Raw genomic sequence first — 18,215 nt, 5'->3', positions numbered from 1 at the left:
CCGCACCACACCACCACCCCTACGCACCCGAGAGGGCTATTCCGCCATGTCTATCCAGGACCGTGCACGTCTGATCGAGCAGTTCATTGCCGCGGATGAGGAGACGCGCCGGCTGATCCTCGACCAGGCCGCTGGTGTTGACGCTGTCACCCAGCTGGGTCCGCGGCTCGTCGACGAGCTCCGCGGCCTCCGCCTCCCCGTTGCCGCCTGACCCCGAGACCGCCGGGCGGCGGTACCACCCCCAGCCGCCGCCCGGCACCAGCCCCGGACCCCAGCGCGATGCCGCCGGATCGGATCCGGCCCGGGGCACTGCACCACCCACCTGATCACCAACCCGAGAGGCCCACCCCATGCCGAAGTTCAAGCTCACCGCGACCAGCCGCACCGGCAAGAAGGTCAACCCGCTGGGCGGATCCAGCGACTCGGTCACGGTCTACAGCAAGGCCGACCTGGACCGCCGGCTGAAGGCCGCGAAGACCGACCCGCGCGACCTGGACGTCAAGGTCGAGCGCCTCAGCTGACCGGCTGTCCGCGGCGCGCGACCCCGGTCGTGCGCCAAGGAGAACTGGCGCAGCACCATCCCCCCATCCATCCGACCCCCGAAGAGGTCGTCATGTTCCGTCGTGTCCTGCTGTGGTCGCTCCTCGCGGCCTACCTGATCGCAGTCGCCCTGTGGCCGGCTGCCGCGACCCCGGTCGACCTGGCGTTCACCGGCCTGGACTCCGTGATCGCCGCGATCCCCGGCCCCGTGCTGCTGCTCGCCGCCTGGATCGCCTGGCTGAAGCACCGGCCCGCCCCCGCCAAGCCCGCCACCGCCTGACACCTGGAAGGAGAGACCGTGCCCATCGACTTCGACGCCCTTCCCGACACCCGGGTCCCCAACTTCGTCTCACGTCCCACCGACCAGGTCATCGCCGACATCGCCTACCACGAAGCCGGCCACGCCGTCATCGGCATGACCTACGGCATGAGCCTGGCCCGCCTCCGTGTCCACACCGTCGATCGCGACGGATACATGGGCTGGACCGGAACCACGACCTGGAACAACTGCTACGTCGCCTGCTTCCACTTGGCCGTGGAGCTGGCCGCCGGTGAGGCAGCCGCGAAGCGTCACCTGATCAGCAGCGGCCACCCCGTTTACGTGGCTGACCGCCTTGCCGCCTCGCCTCACGACCGGGACATGGCGATCGCCGCCCTGGCCCGCTCCAACTACACCGTCACCCTCGACGACACCGAACCCGAGGGCCCGGCCACCGGCACCAGCTGGGCACGCGCCATGACCGCCGCCGACCAGGTCGTGAGCGAGGCGTGGGAGCAGATCACCGCCATCGCGGAAGCCCTCACCGCCGCACCCCGCCGCGAGCTCTCTGGCGCCCAAGTCGCCGAGCTCACCGGCATCGCCAACGCACATCCCGCTGCCTGAACCTGGAGAGGACTGATTGACCGTGACCGCCACGTCGACTGAGAAGAGGGTCAACGGCCGTGCCGTAGCCGAGCCCGGCTTCGATGCTGTCGCGCTGGCCAAGGCGGAGGCGATCCGGACCGAAGCCGCCGCCAAGGCCGAAGCCGCCCGTATCAAGGCTGCGGGGGAGGCCGAGGCCGAGAAGATCCTCGCGGAGGAGAAGGCAGAGAAGGAGCGCATCGCCAACGAGCGGGCGCGGATGCGGCTGGAGAAAGAGCAGGCCGACCACGCCGCCTACCTCGCCCGTAAGGCGGCGGAGAAGGCGAAGGCCGACGCCGACCGGGAGAAGACCGAGCAGGCCGAGGCCGAGCAGGCCGAACGCGAGCAGCAGCAGCTGGCGGAGCAGGAGCGGTCGGAGCGCTGGTGGAAGTGGGGGGCTCGCGGCATCTACGCCGTCGGCCTGATCATCGCCGCCCCGGTGCAGTTCATGCACTTCTGGGACCGTGAGCGGCCGTTCCTCATCGCCGCCCCGGCCCTGCTCGAAGGTCTCGCGCTCGTCCTCGCGTTCGGCGCCGCGTGGGCTGTCGCCCACCGCCGGGATGTCGCCCCGTACCGGGTCGGCATCATGCTCGGCGCGATCATCGCCGCTGGGATCAACCTGTACGGCGGCCTGTACGACGAGCGGATCGGCTTCAACGCCGGCTTGATCGGCGCCATCGCCTCCCTGGGCGGGCCGATCGTCCTCATGGCCTACGAGCACGGCATCGCGCAGAAGGCCGACGGCATCCCCTCCTTCCGTGAGCGGCGTGCCGCGGAGCGGGTCAAGCGGGAGGCTGAGGCGGCGCGGGAGAAGGCGCGTGCGGAGAAGCAGGCCGCGGAGGCGAAGACCGCTGCGGAGAAGGCTGCCGCGCAGGCCCGCGCGGAGGAGGAGCAGCGGCGCCGCGATGAAGACCGCAAGACGAGCCATGACGAGGTGTGGAAGGTCGCCGACTCGCTCCGCTCTGCGCGCGGTTCGCAGTACGTCACCGAGCAGATTTGGGCCGAGGCCTGGTACCGGGTGACGGGTTGCAAGACGGTCGGCATCACCCCGGAGATTGAGGCCCAGTCGCGTTCCGCACAGGCCCGCATGAAGACCGCGACCGACGCTCCGATAATCGGTGACTTCTCGCTGGTCGAATCCCAAAAGGGACCCCGCGCCAAGAAGGACCCGAACACCCCCGACGGACGCCGCAACAACGGCGGCACCCCGCCCGTCCGCCGGCCCGGAGACAGCGCCCCCCACCACCCCATCGCCCGCGCCCAGGCGCGCCTCGAGCAGAAGAAGGACTGACCCGCCATGGCCACCCCGACCACTGCCCGCCAGACCTCGGCGGTCCCCGTCCAGCCGACTTCAACTGGCCCCGTCGAGACGGGCGTCGACAAGCGGCCCGCCCTCCCGCAGCGGCACCTGCCCACCTGGATCCACTCCAAGACGGCACTCGCCCGCCGTACCGCCCGCACGGTCGGTCACCACCCGTCCGTCGTATGGATCGGATGGTCCGCGCGCGGCTGGTGGCACATCGCCCGCATCGAGCACGACAAGATGGTCGGCGACTACCCGCAGATGATCCGCACCGCCCGCACCCAGCTGAAGGCCGCTGACGGCGACATGGCGAAGGAGGCCCAGGCCGAGGCCGTCGTCAACCGACGCACCCAGCAGATGAAGGACCGTCGCAAGCGGTACCTCATCACCCGAGGCGTCGCGGCCGTTCCGGTCGCCGGAGTCGGAACCTACGGACTGATCGAAGGCGGACTGTGGGTCGCAGTCCTGGCCGCCATGGCCTCCGTCACCGTCGGCGTGCTGAAGGGCCGGCCGCGCAGTGTCGACCCGGGCAAGGTGGAGATCGCCGCCACCGACGGCGACCCGTTCCCGATTGCCGACGCCCGCAACCGCACCGAAGCCGCCGAGTGTGTGCGCCGCGCGCTTGCCTCGGAGGGCATCCAGGTGAAGGAGGTGGAGGCGAACCGGCGCTACGAGTGGGGTTGGGAGGTCACCGTCCACCTGCTCAAGGGCAAGCCGGCCGACATCGTCACCAAGGCGCCCGACCTGGAGACGCCACTCGACCTGCCGCAGGACGGTCTGCTGTGCCAGCCGATGCGCACCTCCCGTGGCCGAGTGCTGCTGCGTCTCGTGCAGAACGACCCGTTCGCGAAGATGCCGCCGGCGCCCGAGAGGAAGCCGAACAGCCGCCGCATGCGGGACAAGCAGGTCGTCGCATACCGGATGGACGGTCAGCCGTTCGACGTGAGCCTGCTCGGCGTCCACGTCGTCGTGATCGCATCTTCGGGCGGCGGGAAGTCCGTGATCCTCCGCACCCTCGGTGACATCCTCACCGCCTGCTCCGACGTCCTGGTCGGCGACCTCGACCCTGCCGGCAACGGCCTGGCCCCCCTCGCCGAGGCGCTCGGCGTGCGGGCCATCGGCGACGACAACATGGGCCAGATCGAGGCCATCCTCGAGAAGGCACTGAAGATTGCCAAGGCGCGGCCGAACCTGTTCGCAGAACTCGGCATGGGCGACAACTGGGAGCCCACCCAGGACGACCCGGCGATCGTCCTCGTCATCGATGAGTTCCCCCAGCTGTCCGACCGGGCCAAGGAACTGGCCGTCAAGATCCTGCGCACCGGACGAAAGTCTCGCGTTCAGCTCGTCATGGCCGCACAGGAGGCCACTGTCGACTCGCTCGGCGACGCCATCGCAGACTCAATCGCCCTCAAGATCGTCGGACCTTCCCGGCATCAGGACATCAAGCAGGTCTTCGGCACCGGCGCTGGTGCGGACGGATGGCGGCCCGACCGGCTCCACCCCGCCCAGGGCGAGGACCCGGCCGACGCCGGCAAGGCGTACATCATGGGCTGCGGCTCCACCGAGCCGATGATCTACAAGTTCGTGATGCTCGACGTGAAGGAAGCCACCCGCCGCGGCAAGGAGCGCGCCGCAGCAGGCCGCCCCACCGTAGGCCGCCGCTCCCTCGACGCTGCGGGCTTGGACCACTTTGGTGCCACCGAGGCGGACCGGCTCCGCTCCGACCTGCCGAAGGTCGTGATGATGGCCCGGGGCGCGTTCGCTGCCGCCGACGACCCGGACTTCCTGTCGACACTGGCGATCTGGGAGTACCTGGCCGCACACGATCCGGACACGTGGGCGCTCAGCCAGTTCGGCGACGACGAGGTGAAGTCGCGGAAGACCGCGGCGCAGAAGGTGTCGGCCGAGCTGAAGAAGGCCGTTGACGCGATGGACCTCGCCATCGACATGTCGACTGTCCAGATCACTGGCGGAGCCCGCGGCTACCGACTCGACACGATCAAGCAGATCACCGGCGAGAGCGCGGCCGAGGCCGCCTGAGAGGTCGTGACGGGGTCGTGACGCCGCAGGTCAGGGTCGTGACGCCAGTCGTGACGGGGTCGTGATTACCCGTTCGAGGTCGTGACGCCGTAACGGCCCATAACAACCCTCATCACGTCTCTGACCTGCACCGTCACAACCCATCACGACCCGCATCACAACCCTGAATGCGAAGGAGATCCCGAAATGGCCGTCGAGTTGAAAATCGTCGAGATGACGCTTGACGGGCTCCCATACACCTGCCCCGACTGCGGCACAGGCGCCTTCACCCTCGACGGTCGCGGGCCCATCGACGCCCTCGCATCCGTCTGGGGCACCTGCTCCAACTACCACAGTTGGGAGGACCAGCTCCTTACCATCGCCGACCTCGAAGCCATCAATTACGTCCGCAGCGGCCGCGAACGAGCCGAGGACGAAGACACCTTCGCCATCCAGATCGGCAGCGCCCTCCTCGAAGGCACCCTGCATCCGGACCTCATCCTCGACGATCTGAAGCGCGCCACCCGCGACGTGTACTGGAAGCGGATCATCAAGCCCGCCCTGCGCCGCCGCAAGCGTGCCGCCATCCGGGCGGTCAAGCGCCCCATCCGGTCGGCGAAAGCCGCCGTTACCGGAGCCGCGTCCGACACTGTCGCCGCGGCCAAGGCCGCCGCGATCGAAGCCGCCTGGACTACCCAGGTCGGCGGCTACCAGCCCGATCCCGACTACACGCCCGCACCCATCAACCCGTGCCCCGCCTGCACAGACGGCTACATCCAGCTCGACACCCACCTGCACGGCATCGCCCGCGTCCGCTGCTCCGTGTGCTCCGGCACCGGCGAAATCGACTAGGAGACAAACCGCCATGACCGAGCCGACCATCCCTCTCAGCGAGGAGGTTGCCGAGAAGGAAGCCCAGCGCCTCATCCGCGACGCCTACCAGCCCACCGCCTACCGCGACCACACCCCGGTCCCGCAGTACGGCTCGACCCCGCCCGTGGCGCAGCCGGGCCGGCCGCCGATGTCGCAGCGGGCCACCGACATCAGTGGCGTCATGCTCGCCGGGAGCGTCGCCTCCGTGCCCGTTGGCGGGATGACCTGCCTCGTGCTGTACACGCTCGACCAGGTCAGCCCGGTCAGTCTTGCGATCGGGGCCACTGCTCCCGTCGCGCTCATCCTTGCGATCGGTGCCCTGCTGCGGCGCGCGAAGGGTGTGCTGCCCGACGAGCACCACCATCACTACACCGGGCCCGTCTACCAGGATCAGCGGAACGTCCACAGCAGCAGCCGCGGCGTGTGGGTGAAGAACACCAACCAGTAGCCGCACCGGTCTCGAATCGGTGAATCGTCAACCGACTAGCTCACTTCAACATCATCTGGCGTTAGCCTGCGCTTCCAGTCCATCCCAGGGGGGATCATGACGAACAATCAGCCCGAGCAGCCGGACATGCCCGAGCAGCCGGAGCAGCCCGCGACTCCGCCGCCGCCCGTCGAGCCGCCCGCCGTCCCCGTATCGGAGCCGGCGAAGAAGAGACTCGGCCCTGTCGCTGCCGGGCTCGTCGGGCTCGCCACAGGCGCCGCGCTCGTCGGCAGCATCTGGGCGATCACCGCCAACAGTGGCCCTGACGGGCCCGCCACCTTCACCCTCGAGGGCAGCTTCGCTCTCACCGAGGACGCTTCAGCGGACGGCGAGGACGACTGCGAGGGCGCCTACGACTCCGGGTACGACGACATCTCCGAGGGCGCCAGCGTCACCGTCTACGGTGCCGCCGGTGACGTCATCGCGACCGGACACCTCGGGGATTCCGAACTCGCGGGCAACGCCTGCCTCTTTGAGATCGCGGTCGCCGACGTCCCCAAGGGGGAGAAGTTCTACAAGGTGGAAGTCTCGCACCGAGGCACCGTTCAGGTGTCTGCGAAGGAAGCCGAGAACGGCGACCTGTTCGCCAGCCTCGGCTAACCGTCAGAGCCTGGGCCCCGACCATCGGTCGGGGCCTTCGGCTTGCTGGGGACGGCGCGGGCCATCCACCGGTTGTCCGTGAGTAGCCGCGGCTGCATCGCCGGCACCAGGCCGAGCGCGATCAGCTGTCGCAGCCCTTCGGCGCATTCTGCCTGGGTGTCTGCCTGAACCGCGAAGCGCATGCCCATGACGGCAGTGTGGCTGTCGACTGCGGCGCATGTAGCCCATTCCAGTGAAGACGGAGATCTGGGTCGGCTGGTGTGCAACCATCCTCAGCTTTTACGTGTCCTTCACATGCACATCACACTTCTCAGGGGGGACCTTGAACCAGCAGCACCCGCAGCAGCCCAACTGGGGTCAGCAGCCCACCCAGCCCGGTTACGGCTACCCGCAGCAGCCCGGATACCCGCAGCCGCAGCCGCCGAAGAAGCGCAGCACCGGCAAGATCATCGGGATCTGCGCGGCCGTGTTCCTCGGGCTCATCGTCATCGGCTCCGTCGCCGGAGGCGGAGACGATGACGCCGCCGACAACAGCAACAAGGACAAGGCCGCCGCCGTCACCACGGACAAGCCCAAGACGGCCAGCGACGACAAGGCCGCCGACCCCGCCCCGGCCAAGGACAAGAGCCAGGCCGAGCAGTTCAAGGACTGCGTGACCAAGTCCGGCACCCCCGCCGAGAAGGCCGCCATTAAGCACGTCACCAAGGTCACCGGTGCCGACAAGAGCAACGACATCCTCGACGCGGCCGAGGTGTTCACCGACTTCACCGGCGGGCTGATGAGCGACAACAACGGGGACGCCAAGCTGATCGCGTCCGCGTTCGCGTCCTGCTACGAGTCGAAGAACGGTCTTGTCACCGTGTACGGCAGCGACGGCGACATCATCTCCAACGGCAACTACTGACCCGCCACCCTCGGTCTGGCCCGGTTCGCGCCCGTGCGCGGCCGGGCCATTCCCGTGTCCGGTGGGCCATTGGCCCGGCGTTGTCAACCCCCTGGTGCACACTTGGCCCAAGCATCACTGTGTTCCCCGTACCACCGCCGAGGAGCCTGGCCATGCACGACACCGATGCGCTCGACTACGACTGGCCGACCTGTGTCACCCCGAACTGCAGGCGGCAACTCTGGGTGTCGGAGGCATCCAGGTGGGCTTGTCGTCCGTGCGAGGACGCCACCGCGAAGCGAATAGCCGAACTCCCCGCCCTCTTCCGCCAGCTGGACACGACAGCCGCGCTCATCAAGGGCGGCAGCCGCGGCGCCAGCCCCACCTCCGGCACCCGCACCCCGCCGATCCCGCCCCGCCTCGACGTCCTCAACCTCGTCAGTCCAGGCGGCATGGCAGCCCGGCTCGCAGCCATCGAAGACGCCTGGCGGGCCACCCTCGGCTGGACCATCGCACCCTGGCGCGGCAACCCGGCACAGGCCATCCCGCACCACATCGAATTCCTCGCCAACAACTTGCTGTGGGCGTGCTCCTCCTACGAGGAGGTCGGGCAGGACATCGACGACCTCCGCCGGCTCCACGGCGAATGCACCGCCCTGGCCAACGACGAACGCCGGCCCGGCCGCGTCCAGATCGGCAACTGCCCCAACACCGTTGACGGCCAACTCTGCTGGACACAGCTCACCGCCACCGCTGCCAGCCACCGCATCCGATGTTCAGGCTGCGGGGCGCGATGGGAAACGCTGGGGGAGTGGCGGGACCTGCGAGCCGCACAAGAGCGGGTGCTCGCCGAAGCGGCAGGAGTCGCAGCATGAGCGACAACACCGCCCTCGGGGACCGCATGAAGGGCTATGAGGCCGTCCACCGCACCGTGCTGCCCCGCCGCACCTACACGATCCTCCGCCTGGACGGGCGCTCCTTCCACACCTACCTGCGCGGCTGCCAGAAGCCGTTCGACGAGCAGTTCATAGCCGACATGGACACCGTGGCTGAGGCCCTGTGCGCGGAGATCAGTGGCAGCGTGTTCGCGTACACCCAGTCCGATGAGATCAGCATTCTCGTCACCGACTTCGCCAGCATCCAGACCCAGCCGTGGTTCGACGGCGTCGTCGCGAAGCTGCTGTCCGTCTCCGCGTCGCTCGCCACCGCCGTCCTCAATGAGCGACGCCCCGGCAAGCGGGCTCTGTTCGACGCTCGCGTCTTCACCATCACCGACCCGGTCGAGGTTGCGAACTACTTCCTGTGGCGGCAGCGAGATGCCGTCCGCAACTCGATCAGCATGGCCGCGCAAGCCCACTTCTCCCACAAGCGACTCCACGGCGTCAGCAGTGCGGCCATGCAGGAACTCCTCTTCACGGAGGCCGGGGTGAACTGGAACAACTACCCCGACGGCTGCAAGCGCGGACGCGTCACCGTGCGGCGCACCGGCGAGAGGCCCGTCGAGTACATCGACAAGCGCACCAACGAGACCGTGCAGACCACCGCCGTCCGCTCATGGTGGGAGACGACCGCGGCACCGCACTTCACCACCAAGCCCGGCGACTGGCTCGCCGACACGATCCCCGAGATGCCGTCGCTACGTCGGGACGCGCTATGAGCACCACGCTGCTCAACCTTGCCGACGCCTACGAAAGCGAAGCGCGCAGAATGTGGATCTCACAGCGAGACCGGTGGGCGCTCCGCGACTCCGCCAGCCTCTTCCGTCGCATGGTCTGCAACCGGAAGACAGCCGACCCCAGCAAGCTGGAGCTCGACCTCTCCATGCTTCTCGACGTTGCCGAACGCTGGTGCCGACAGCACGGCTACCGCGCTGTCGTCGGACACGGCGGCTACATCCTGCAGCGGGGCGACGAGCCCGCCATCGTCGCACGCTTCGGAGACACGCTGCTGTGGAACGGACAACGCATCACGGTGGAGGCGAACCACTGACGCCCCTCCTTGCGACTTTGGCAACAGGGGTTGCCGCGTGATCAGCGGCGAGCGTATGGTGTGCTCCAATCGATCTCGCTGTGTCTGGAGGGCCGCCCCCGCTGGCGGCCCTTTCGCGTTCCCGGGGGTGATCGAATGCCCCCGCAGCTCGTCCCCGAAGACCTCGCCGCCTACTGGACCGGCCGCCCCGCCACCACCATCCGCCGCTGGGCAGCCGAGGGCAGACTCACCCGCCACCACAACCCGCAACGGCGCAACGGCGTCCTCTACGACCTCGCCGAACTCCCCGAAGCCAAGCGAGACAAGGACACCCGGGAACTCATCGAGCCCGGCCCCACACCCGACATCATCAAGGCGACACCCTTACTCGCCGCCTAGTTCTCCTGCGCTGCGGTGGAAGTCGCGCAGGAAGGCCCTCGTAGCGCCCGGCGCTCGGGCCACCCGTCCGCCCGGCCAATGTGGGGGCCGGGCGGACGAAGAACCCCATCAATCGGGGTCGGCCGCTCACTGCGTGCCGTGAACGTCCCGCCGCCCGAACCGTTCCCCCGTCACCGGGCGGCGGGACACCCACGAGGAGGTGACCATGGGCTTCCCTCCCGGCACCCCTGTGGTCACCCTCACCGGCACCCTGCCCTCCGCTGTTGCAGGCACCGGATACGGCGGCCAGGTCGTACTCACCCCGTCCGCTGTGCTCACCGACTCGGCCCGGCACGCGGTCTACCCCGGCGGCGGCAAGACCGCCATCGTCGACGGCACGTTCACCGTCGAGCTCATCCCCAACGACGCTGCGGGCATCGGCCCCGCCGGGTGGCGCTGGTACGTCGACCTGCAGCCCTCGCTCGGGAAGCGCGTCTCCTTCTGGGCCGACATCCACGGCGCGGACGGCACCACGATCCACCTCGACACCCTGGTCCCCGCACAGGCCCCCGGCGGCGGCACCGTCGGTGAACCCGGCAAGTCCGCCTACGAGATCGCCGTCGATGAAGGCTTCACCGGAACCGTCACCGAATGGCTGGCCTCACTCGTCGGGCCGGAAGGCGAGCAGGGCGCCACCGGGCCGGCCGGCCCGCAGGGACCCGCAGGGGCGGCCGGCCCGCAAGGCGTCAAGGGCGACCAGGGTGATCCCGGCGTGCAGGGTCCGCAGGGCCCGAAGGGCGACACCGGCGTGCAGGGTCCCCAGGGCGTTCAAGGCCCCCAGGGTGAGACCGGGCCGCAGGGCCCGCAGCCTCCCCTCGGCGCCGCGGGCGCCGGACCGACGGTCGCGCTGCGCAGCGACGACCCGTCCACGACGAACGCGCGCACGCCCACCCCGCATGCGGACAGCCACGGCTCCGCTGGTAGCGACCCGGTCACCCCTGCGGCGATCGGCGCACTCCCTGCGGCGGGCGGAACCGTCAGCGGGAGCCTCAGCGTTGCGGGCCGGCTGACCGCTTCCGGGTGGGCGCTGCCCATGCTGGCCCCCTCGGGGCGCAGACCACGGTGGCGCTCCCCGTCCTGGCAGCAGATCTTCGCTACGGGCCACGGCTGGACCACGTCCGGCTCTGGTGCGGCATCTTTCTCGGACGACACCAGCCTGTTCTGCAAGGGCACGCAGTCGCTGGCGATGACCACGACCGGTACGACGGCTGTGGCGAATCTGCGTCGCTACGGCGCCCCGGCGGTCGACCTGACGGGCAAGGCCCTGAGGCTCACCTTCCGCGTCTCGGACGTGTCGCTGCTGAACCAGATCAACTTCCTGATCGGCACGGCCACCCTGGCCAACAGCTACAGCTGGCGCGTCTTCACCTACGCCTCGACCGCCCAGAATCAGGTGCAGTCCGGCGAGTGGGTGACGGTCACGCTTCAATGGGCCGGTGTCCGATCACCCACCGGCACCTACACGGTCGGAGCCACCGGCATCCCGTCCACCACAAGCGGCTTCACCGACATGGCGTTCCAGGTGGTCGGCAACGGGGGCGGCCCGGTCACCGTGAACCTGCAATCCGTGGAGATCATCCCGGACAGCACCAGCACCTTTCCTACCGGCGCCGTCTCCATCACGTTCGACGACTGCTACAGCTCGGTGTGGTCGAACGCCCGACCCAAGATGGACGCGCTCGCCTACCCAGGCGTGGTCTACACGATCGCCGACGTCGTCGACACCAGCGGCGTGTACCTCACCACCCCGCAGATGCGCGCCATGCAGGACTACTCCGGATGGGAGATAGCCGGCCACGCCCACACGGTCGCCGCGCACAACGCCAAATACACGGCGCTGTCCACAGCGACGGTGGAGGACGAGCTGCGGAACCTGCGCGCATGGATGGTCGACCGCGGATTCCAGTCCGAGCACTTCGCCTACCCGGGCGGCTGGTTCGGGCCGACCGTGGACGGCGACCCGATCGACCAGCTGACCGCACGGCACTTCACCACCGGCCGCGGCATCAGCAGCGCCGACAACGCGGGGGAGACCTTCCCGCCCGGCATGGCCTACCGGATGCGGTCCATCACAGGCATCGGATCCCTGGCCGGCGGAGCCTCACCGGCGAACCCCACCACGATGCTCAGCGCTGGCGGGCCGCTGGACCGCTGCGCCTCGATGGGCCAGTGGCTGATCCTGACATTCCACGAGATCACCGCCGGGGCGGCGACGACCACGAACCAATGCTCGGTCGCCGACTTCAACACGATCATGGATGGCATTCAGTCCCGCGGCATCCAGGTTCTGACCGTCTCCGACGCCATGCGCTACTACAGCTGAGGAGGCGGGCGTGCTCCAGGACATCGACCTCGCCTACGACCGCACCGGCGCCCTCACCACGAGCAAGAACCTCAAGGTGGGCGGAACCCTCACCGTCGCCGGGAGCCCGGTCTCCGTCCCGAGCGCGCCACTGCCCGGCGACCACGGCTTCCACGCCTGGCAGTACGACCCGAGCTTCGCCTCCACCGGGCAGCTCCTCACCAACGGCACCATCTACCTGTCCGCCGTCTACCTGCGGCAGACCGTGACGGTGGCGAAGTGCTGGTTTCTGATGTCCACGGCCGCCGCCACGCCGACGGCCGGGCAGAACTGGATCGGGCTGGTCAACGCCTCCGGCACGGTGCTGTCCACGGCCAGCCTGGACTCCGTCATCACCACCGGCTCCACGGCCCGGTCCGCGACGCTCACCACACCCCAGGCCGTCGCGGCCGGCACCTACTGGGTGGCGATCGTCTGCAACGCCTCCACCGCACCGACGCTGATGCGTACCAACGGCATGACGACCGGCACGAACAACGCCAACCTAACGGGCGCGAGCCTGCGGTACGCGACGAACCTGACCGGGCAGACCACCCTTCCGGCGAGCTTGACCATGTCGTCCAACGTGGTGGGCCCTTCCTTGTGGGTCGCCGTCTCCTGAAGGACGGATACCCGTCAACGGCGCGCCGGACTGGACCCTTGGCGGCTCCCCGGCGCCGAACACGTCGTCCGCCAATCCGGAGTCCTCTCCGTCACCTGAAGGAGGCGAGTCCAATCGCGGACAACCTTTCGAATTCGGCCGAGAACAGGACGCTGGATTGGCTGATGGGCACGGCCACCACCGCGCCCGTCACCCCACTCAAGGTGGCACTCGTCACCGCTGCGGGAGACGACGCCACCGCAGGCACCGAAGTCGTCGGCGGCTCCTACGCCCGCCAGACCCTCACCGTCGGCGCCGCAGCCTCCGGGGCCGTCTCCAACTCGGCAGACCTGGTCTGGGCGGGCATGCCCGCCTGCACGATCGTCGGCTGGGAAATCTGGGACTCCACCGGAACCCCCGTGCGCTGGTGGTACGGGCCCCTCGACACCAACCGCACCCTCCTCGCCGGTGACGAATATCGGATCACCGCAGGCAACCTGGATTTGGCGCTTTCCTGATTCCGCCCATCTTGCGTGGAAATCGAAATAGAATAGGACGCAAGAAACCCCGGCGACGGCTGCAACCGTCCCGGGAATGACCGACGCTATATGGGAGCGCCGATATGACGAGTCTTGCATGCGCCTTCGAGGGGTGCAACAAGCCTGCCAAGCATCGCGGCTACTGCGAGGCTTGCTACTCGCGTCTACGAAAGAGCGGAGAGCTACCGCTCCTGCCGAAGCCCACGCTAGAACAGAAGATCTTTTCGCGTATCACAGAGGCCAAGTCGGGGTGCTGGCTCTGGACCGGGACAAGAGTCGGCACCGGCTACGGCCAACTCGACATCGCAGGGCGCAAGCGGCCAGCGCACCGCGTCGTGTACGAGTTCCTGATAGGCGAGATTCCCGGAGGCCTCGACCTGGATCACCTGTGCCGGGTCAGGCACTGCGTAAACCCATGGCACCTCGAACCCGTCACCCGGCAAGTCAACATCATTCGCGGAGACAAGCCAGGGATCAACGCCGGTAAGACGCACTGCCCGCACGGTCACGAGTACACCGACGAGAACACGATCGTCTACAAGGGGAGCCGCTTCTGCCGCGCGTGTAAGCGAGAGCGTCAGCGGGAGTATCAACAGAAGAAGAGGGAGGCTGTGAATGCCGTCCCTCTCGACGCTCCAGGATAATTTCAACGATAATGTCATCGGCCCCAACTGGGGCAACTCCTACGGCGGGGTGTCAGAGTCCGGCGGTAAGGCCCACGTGCCGTGCGGGCTCGGCTACGCCGGCTACCAGACCGCCTACTCGTGGACCCTGGCCGGTGCCAGCTTTTACGTCGCCGTCACCACCGTGCCGACCGCTGGTGCCGCCACCGAGGCCTACGCCAGCGTCTTCGTCAACCATCCCGAGATCGGCAACGCGGCCGGGCCCGCCTACGGGTATCGCATCGGGTTCATCATCAACACGGTCACCGGGCAGCTGAAATGCTCCTCCGAGACCGGCTACTTCGATGCGGGCGCCGTCTCCCTCACCTACAACGCCACCACCCACAAGTTTCTGCGGCTCCGCGAAGACGGCACCAACGTCTACTGGGACACGTCACCCGACGGCACCACGTGGACCAACCGCAGGACGCTCGCCACCCCCGCCTGGGTCACCACCAGCATCGACGTGTGCGCCCTAGACCTGTCCGCCCACCGCGACGCCGGCCCCCCCGACGAAGCCACCTATGACAGCTTCAACACCCTGTCCGACGGCGCCGTCTACACCGGCACCGCTGCGGGCAGCGCCGAAGCCACAGCCACCACCACCGGCACCCTCGCCGCCGCGGGAACCGCCACCGGCAGCGTCCAAGCCACCGCCGCCAGCACCGGTATCGCCGTCTACCACGGCACCGCCACCGGCAACGCCAGCAGCGACGCGACCGCCACTGGTGAAGGCGACACCCTTCCGGAGGTGGCAGGCTTGACCGCAGGCGACTGGGACCTCCGCGTCGAACAGGGCGCGACTTTCGTCCAAACGTTCACCGCTCTCGACGACGGGTTCACGTGGGACGGCTGGACCGCCCGCGCACAAATCCGGTCCGCCCCCGCCGACTCCGGCGCTCTCCTCCTCGACCTCACCCCCTACCTCACCGTTGACGGGCCGTCCGTGCGGATCGCCGTCCCCGCAGCGCAGACGCAGGCCCTCAACCGCAACGGCGTGTGGGACCTCGAGATGGTGTCCGGGTCGACCGTGGTGCGCTGGCTCAACGGGAAAGTCCTCGTGTCGCTGGAGGTGACCAGGTGAGGGTGCTGGTCACCGGCGACAACGTGCCCGAGGCTGTCGTCGACGGCCGTCGCGGCATGGTCGTCGAAGCGAACATCGGCTCGGTCTCCTCCGTGAACGGGCAGGTCGGCAACGTCAACCTGCCCGGCATCACCGGGCATCTGAACGCCACCGTCGCCCCCTACAGTGCCGACCGAACCGGCAGCGCAGACGCCACCGCCGCGATCCAGGCCGCCATCGACGCCTGCCCGCCCGGCGGAGTCGTCTACCTGCCCCGCGGCGTGTACAAGACCACCACCACCCTGGACCTGAAGAACGGCGTCAGCCTCCGCGGCGACCACGCCAACCTCATGACCGGGCCCGGCATGACCGGCAGCGAATACCCCTGCTACATCCAGCCCGCCGCCGACTTCGACGGCACCAGCGTCATTCAGATCATCGGCGACACCGACGGCGGCCACCCCGACATCTCCGGCGAGCAGCGCCTCACCGACCTGATGATCGACGGCTCCCTGCTCGGCGCCAGCAGCGTCGACGGCCTCTACGCCCGCGGCAACGTCCAGAACGTCGTCCTCGACAACGTGACGATCCGGCAGATGACCAACAACGGCATCGTCACCGCATCCCGAAGCGACGGCACCTACCCGTACTCGTGGCGCCTGCACCACGTCATGGTCGACAACTGCCACGCCAACGGGCTCCTGCTGACCGGCTGCACCGACGTCACCCTGGATGACGTGCAGGCCATTGGCTGCTGGGGGCAGGGCTTCGTCCTGGAGAACTGCACCAACGGGCAGCTGCTGTCCTGCCGGGCCGAGTGGAACGGCAGCCACGGCTACCACATCACCGGCGCCTGGGGGGACTGGGCAGGCTCCGGCGGCATGCAGGTCACCGGCTGCCAGACCGACCGCAACGGCCAGCACGGCATGCTCGTCGACGCGACCGGCAACACCCCGATCCTGATCAGTGGGCTGCAGACTCGCCGTGACGGCCGCAACGGCGGTTCCGGCGGCGGACAGTTCGCCGGCCTCGCCGTCCTGGGCGCCACGGTGCCCGTCACCGTCGACGGCGTCACCTGCTACCCCGGCGTCGACGACGGCGGCGGCTCCACCAACAGCCCCCAGTACGGGGTCCGCCTGTCCGGCGCGTCCACCGTCACCATCGACAACGCCTACCTGCACGCGCAGACCGCCGGGCTCCTCGACGACGGCACCAGCAGCATCGTCAGCGTCGGAGCCCTCGTCACCGCAACCGGCGCCACCACCTCCACCACCCGCACCCTCAACGCCAGCAGCGGAGGCGGAAGCAAAGGCCTCGCCGGAGCCCGCTACGTCGTCGCCTCCAACGCGTCCGCCGCAGAGAAGGCACGCGGCGACTACGTGTGCGACGGCATCGCCGACCAGGTGCAGATCCAGCAGGCCATCGACGCCGCCCAAGCCGAAGGCGGCGGCATCGTCCAACTGTCGCCCGGCAACTTCAACATCTCGGCGACGATCACCGTCAACGGCACCCTCGACGAGAACGACCCCAAGACCGTCACCCTGCGCGGCTGCGGGCAGCAGGTCACCGAACTCACCGTCGCATCCGGGGTCACCGGCATCACCATCTCCAACTGGGCGCAGATCCACCTGGAGAAGCTCGGCCTGTTCATCTCCGGGGCCGGCATCGGCATCAAGTCGATCGGTGTCAACGACGCCGGCAACAACAACAACGTGTCCTTCTGGCACTCCAGCTTCCGTGACCTGCGGATCAACGGCGGCTTCGTCGCCAGCTCCACCACGTGGGGCATGGAACTCGGCATGCCCTGGCGGTCCGTGTTCGAGAACATCGAGATCGAAGGCTGCCGCAACGGCATCAAGATCATCAACAATGCGACCATGCAGAACGCAGGCGACTGCGTGTTCTCCCGGTTCTTCGTCGAGATCGTCGGCACCGGAGGCTACGCCCTCTACGTCGACTCCATCGACGGCAACATGAACCAGAACACGTGGATCGACTTCGAAGCCGGAGCCAACTCGACCGGCTGCACCGGCATCTGGCTCGGCGGCACCGCAGGCACCGCATCGCAGAAGTTCATCGGCAACCTGAACCTCGAACAGTTCCAGACGCTGATCAACGTCGCCAACGGCAACTCGAACCTGTTCGACTGCAACTACATCACCTGCGACACCGGCGGCGCCACCAACAAGGGCTTCGTCACCGGCAGCAACAGCTACAACAACACCTTCCGCGCCGCCTACTTCAACATCGCATCCAGTGACTCCGTGAAGGTCATCGAGGACGCGAACACGACCAGCAACGCGCCCAACATCTTCGAGCGCATCCGCATCGAGAACAACACCAGCGGAACCGTCACCTACTCGAAGACCACGTCGACCGTCTTCCGGGACATCACGACCTTCAACACCGGCAACGCCATGCCGGCCGGGCTGCTGCAGTACCCGCTGAGCGTCGTCAACAACCCGACGGTCCGCCCCGAGGACCACGGCCTGATCACCTGGACCGACCCGCCAACCGGACTCTCCGGTGCCGGCTTCGGGCTCACGGCCGGGCAGGTGTACCTGTCCAAGCTGAAGATCGTGGACCGGTCGACGGTCGTCAGCAACATCAAGTACTTCCTGACCGTCGCCCAAGTCGGTGGCACCGCGGGGCAGAACTTCGTCGGCCTCTACAACAGCTCCGGCACCCTGCTCGTCTCCTCCGCCGACCAGACCACCAACTTCTCCACCACCGGTGAAAAGACGGCAGCCATCACCCCGCAAACCCTCGCGGTCGGCACCTACTACGTGGCCTTCCTCGCCAACCACGCCACCACCGCACCCAGCGTCGCAGGCGGCGGCGGAAACTCCGGCCTCACCAACGTCGGACTCACCGCAGGCACCGGCCGCTTCCTCAACACCAGCGCCGGCAACACCGCGCTCCCGGCCTCCATCACGCTGGCCAGCCAAAGCCTCAACACCGCCAGCCGGTGGGCCGGACTCACCTAGAACCAGG

General features: G+C 68.4%; 20 protein-coding genes. All 20 read left to right on the top strand.

Translation table 11 applies throughout. The features are described 5' to 3' along the window. The first annotated feature begins 46 nt into the window (after window positions 1-46). The 20 genes from ABZ899_RS11465 (at window position 47) to ABZ899_RS11370 (ending at window position 18,208) form a co-directional block, all read left to right on the top strand. Window positions 47-211 (top strand): hypothetical protein, encoded by a 165-nt coding sequence (locus tag ABZ899_RS11465; protein WP_361344191.1) that lies wholly within the window; start codon window positions 47-49, stop codon window positions 209-211. Between the two features lie 139 nt (window positions 212-350). Continuing rightward, the gene (locus tag ABZ899_RS11460) at window positions 351-521 is read left to right on the top strand and encodes a hypothetical protein (RefSeq protein ID WP_361344188.1); all 171 of its coding nucleotides are present in this window, start codon (window positions 351-353) and stop codon (window positions 519-521) included. 92 nt (window positions 522-613) lie between these two features. After that, entirely contained in the window at window positions 614-820 is a 207-nt protein-coding gene (locus ABZ899_RS11455; RefSeq protein WP_361344185.1) for a hypothetical protein, read from the top strand. A gap of 18 nt (window positions 821-838) precedes the next feature. Continuing rightward, window positions 839-1,423, top strand: coding sequence for a hypothetical protein (locus tag ABZ899_RS11450; protein WP_361344182.1), 585 nt, complete (start codon window positions 839-841; stop codon window positions 1,421-1,423). Window positions 1,424-1,445: 22 nt separating this feature from the next. Next, on the top strand, window positions 1,446-2,732 hold the full coding sequence (locus ABZ899_RS11445; RefSeq protein WP_361344180.1) for a hypothetical protein: 1,287 nt from the start codon (window positions 1,446-1,448) through the stop codon (window positions 2,730-2,732). 6 nt (window positions 2,733-2,738) lie between these two features. Then, window positions 2,739-4,787 carry a hypothetical protein gene (locus ABZ899_RS11440; RefSeq protein ID WP_361344177.1) on the top strand — a complete coding sequence of 683 codons (2,049 nt, stop codon included), beginning with the start codon at window positions 2,739-2,741 and terminating at the stop codon, window positions 4,785-4,787. A gap of 186 nt (window positions 4,788-4,973) precedes the next feature. Beyond that, on the top strand, window positions 4,974-5,618 hold the full coding sequence (locus ABZ899_RS11435; protein WP_361344175.1) for a hypothetical protein: 645 nt from the start codon (window positions 4,974-4,976) through the stop codon (window positions 5,616-5,618). A gap of 13 nt (window positions 5,619-5,631) precedes the next feature. Continuing rightward, window positions 5,632-6,087: a hypothetical protein gene (locus tag ABZ899_RS11430; RefSeq protein ID WP_361344172.1), complete on the top strand. Its 456-nt coding sequence runs from the start codon at window positions 5,632-5,634 to the stop codon at window positions 6,085-6,087. Window positions 6,088-6,183: 96 nt separating this feature from the next. Beyond that, window positions 6,184-6,726, top strand: coding sequence for a hypothetical protein (locus ABZ899_RS11425; protein WP_361344169.1), 543 nt, complete (start codon window positions 6,184-6,186; stop codon window positions 6,724-6,726). 322 nt (window positions 6,727-7,048) lie between these two features. Further along, the gene (locus ABZ899_RS11420) at window positions 7,049-7,630 is read left to right on the top strand and encodes a hypothetical protein (RefSeq protein WP_361344166.1); all 582 of its coding nucleotides are present in this window, start codon (window positions 7,049-7,051) and stop codon (window positions 7,628-7,630) included. 152 nt (window positions 7,631-7,782) lie between these two features. Next, window positions 7,783-8,484, top strand: coding sequence for a hypothetical protein (locus ABZ899_RS11415; RefSeq protein ID WP_361344164.1), 702 nt, complete (start codon window positions 7,783-7,785; stop codon window positions 8,482-8,484). Beyond that, on the top strand, window positions 8,481-9,266 hold the full coding sequence (locus ABZ899_RS11410; RefSeq protein WP_361344161.1) for a tRNA(His) guanylyltransferase Thg1 family protein: 786 nt from the start codon (window positions 8,481-8,483) through the stop codon (window positions 9,264-9,266). Before ABZ899_RS11415 ends, ABZ899_RS11410 begins: the two co-directional genes overlap by 4 nt. Continuing rightward, window positions 9,263-9,598 (top strand): hypothetical protein, encoded by a 336-nt coding sequence (locus ABZ899_RS11405; protein WP_361344159.1) that lies wholly within the window; start codon window positions 9,263-9,265, stop codon window positions 9,596-9,598. Before ABZ899_RS11410 ends, ABZ899_RS11405 begins: the two co-directional genes overlap by 4 nt. A 135-nt stretch (window positions 9,599-9,733) precedes the next feature. After that, entirely contained in the window at window positions 9,734-9,976 is a 243-nt protein-coding gene (locus tag ABZ899_RS11400; RefSeq protein WP_361344156.1) for a DNA-binding protein, read from the top strand. 205 nt (window positions 9,977-10,181) lie between these two features. Then, a complete protein-coding gene (locus ABZ899_RS11395; RefSeq protein WP_361344153.1) occupies window positions 10,182-12,338 on the top strand; it encodes a polysaccharide deacetylase family protein in 2,157 nt (718 codons plus the stop codon). Window positions 12,339-12,348: 10 nt separating this feature from the next. Beyond that, the gene (locus ABZ899_RS11390) at window positions 12,349-12,978 is read left to right on the top strand and encodes a hypothetical protein (RefSeq protein ID WP_361344150.1); all 630 of its coding nucleotides are present in this window, start codon (window positions 12,349-12,351) and stop codon (window positions 12,976-12,978) included. A 164-nt stretch (window positions 12,979-13,142) separates the two neighbouring features. After that, window positions 13,143-13,475 carry a hypothetical protein gene (locus tag ABZ899_RS11385; RefSeq protein ID WP_361344147.1) on the top strand — a complete coding sequence of 111 codons (333 nt, stop codon included), beginning with the start codon at window positions 13,143-13,145 and terminating at the stop codon, window positions 13,473-13,475. Between the two features lie 104 nt (window positions 13,476-13,579). After that, window positions 13,580-14,140, top strand: a complete 561-nt coding sequence (locus tag ABZ899_RS11380) for an HNH endonuclease signature motif containing protein (RefSeq protein WP_361344144.1) — start codon at window positions 13,580-13,582, stop codon at window positions 14,138-14,140. Then, window positions 14,112-15,242 carry a hypothetical protein gene (locus ABZ899_RS11375; RefSeq protein ID WP_361344141.1) on the top strand — a complete coding sequence of 377 codons (1,131 nt, stop codon included), beginning with the start codon at window positions 14,112-14,114 and terminating at the stop codon, window positions 15,240-15,242. Before ABZ899_RS11380 ends, ABZ899_RS11375 begins: the two co-directional genes overlap by 29 nt. Beyond that, entirely contained in the window at window positions 15,239-18,208 is a 2,970-nt protein-coding gene (locus ABZ899_RS11370) for a glycosyl hydrolase family 28-related protein (RefSeq protein ID WP_361344138.1), read from the top strand. The genes ABZ899_RS11375 and ABZ899_RS11370 overlap by 4 nt, the downstream gene beginning before the upstream one ends. The last annotated feature ends 7 nt before the right edge of the window (window positions 18,209-18,215 follow it).

This window comes from Streptomyces sp. NPDC046859 (assembly GCF_040645135.1).
Classification (GTDB): domain Bacteria; phylum Actinomycetota; class Actinomycetes; order Streptomycetales; family Streptomycetaceae; genus Streptomyces.
The sequence above is the reverse complement of the archived record's forward strand: the minus strand, read 5'-3'. Positions and strand labels throughout refer to the sequence as shown.